The organism is Microcystis sp. M53603_WE2 (genome assembly GCF_030065435.1).
Genome location: NZ_JASJFF010000227.1, coordinates 1 through 1,803, shown reverse-complemented (window position 1 = coordinate 1,803; position 1,803 = coordinate 1). Strand labels below are relative to the sequence as shown.

1 pseudogene is annotated in these 1,803 nt (G+C 39.1%); it reads right to left on the bottom strand.

Going from position 1 to position 1,803, the window contains the following annotated elements:
• Positions 1–1,797, bottom strand: a pseudogene (locus tag PX481_RS04880) (non-ribosomal peptide synthetase); the annotation flags it as partial.
• Between the last annotated feature and the right edge of the window lie 6 nt (positions 1,798–1,803).

The following is a 1,803-nucleotide window of genomic DNA, read 5'->3' as shown; positions in this document are numbered from 1 at the left end:
ATGAGATGCTAATAATGCTTCGATTTCCCCTAACTCAATCCGAAAACCGCGAATCTTAACTTGATTGTCAATGCGTCCTAAATATTCTAACTCTCCCTTAGGTAAATAACGGGCTAAATCTCCCGTTTTATATAATTTTGACGGCTCATTGCCCCCCTTATTAAGGGGGGTTGGGGGGATCACTTCATCCTTCTCAAAAGGACTAGGAATAAACCTTTCTGTTGTTAATTCAGGACGATTGAGATAACCTTTTGTTACTCCTGCACCTCCCACATACATCTCCCCGGGTACACCAACCGGTACAAGTTGTAAATGTTGGTCTAGTAAATACACCTGTAAGTCGGGAATGGGACGACCAATCACACTAGCTGTACTATCCAAGTCGTTCATACTTAATGGTCGATAGGTCACATGAACGGTAGTTTCTGTAATTCCGTACATATTAACTAATTGGGGGCATTGGTCGCCATGGCGCTGAAACCAAGGTTGTAAGCTGTTAATTTCTAAAGCTTCTCCTCCAAAAATAACTAAACGTAAGCTTAAATCGTTATCTGTTGTCGATGAACGATCCCCCCTTGATAAGGGAAAACTTCCTTTTAAGGATTCTTCAGCTTGAATTAACTGACGGAAAGCGGTAGGAGTTTGATTGAGAATTGTGACTTTTTCTTGATACAATAGCTGATAAAATGCTTCGGGAGAACGGGTCACTAAGTAGGGGACAACTACCAAGCGTCCACCATATAACAAAGCTCCCCACATTTCCCACACCGAAAAGTCAAAAGCGTAGGAATGAAATAGACTCCAGACATCTTGACTATTGAAATTATACCAAGCATCTGTAGCGGCAAATAATCGCACGACATTGGAGTGATTGACTAAAACGCCTTTCGGTTTCCCTGTGGAACCGGATGTATAGATAATATAGATTAAATTCTCTGGTTTTGCTACGCTTTCGGGGTTTGAGGTGATATTTTGAGCGATTTTTTCCCATTCTGTATCTAAACAGATAAGTTGTGCTTGATGTTCAGGAATAGACTTGACTAATTTTGCTTGAGTTACTAACACTTTTACCTGAGAGTCTTCTAACATGAAGCTCAGGCGTTCTTGGGGATAATCTGGGTCAAGAGGTACATAAGCACCACCTGCCTTGAGAATACCTAATAATCCCACCATCATCTCTAAGGACCGCTCAAGGGAAATACCGACTAAAGTATCAGCTTTTACGCCTAATTTCCGCAAATAATGAGCTAATTGATTAGCACGATTATTTAATTCTCGATAAGTTAAGGATTCATTTTCATAAGTTACTGCTACAGCATTAGGAGTCCGTTCAACTTGCTCCTCAAACAATTGATGAATACACTTATTAGCAGGGTAATCTACCTCAGTATTATTCCAGTCAATTAATAACTGTTGTTGTTCAACTTTAGTTAACAAAGGTAATTGAGAAACTCTCTCACTCGGATTAGTAATAATCCCCTCAAGTAGAGTCAGAAAATGACCGTTCATTCTCTCAATAGTCTCGCTATTAAATAGGTCAGTATTATATTCCCAAACCCCCATTAATCCCGTCTCTGTATTTTGCATTGATAGGGTTAAATCAAACTTAGCTATTTCAACTTCTAAGGGGAAAGAATCAATAGTTAAACCCGTTAACTCTATTTCAGATAAGGCAGTATTTTGAAGGACAAACATTACCTGAAATAGAGGAGTATGACTAAGATTTCTCTCTGTTTGTAAGGCTTCTACTAACATTTCAAAGGGTAAATCTTGATGAGCATAAGCACCTAAAGACATTTCTCT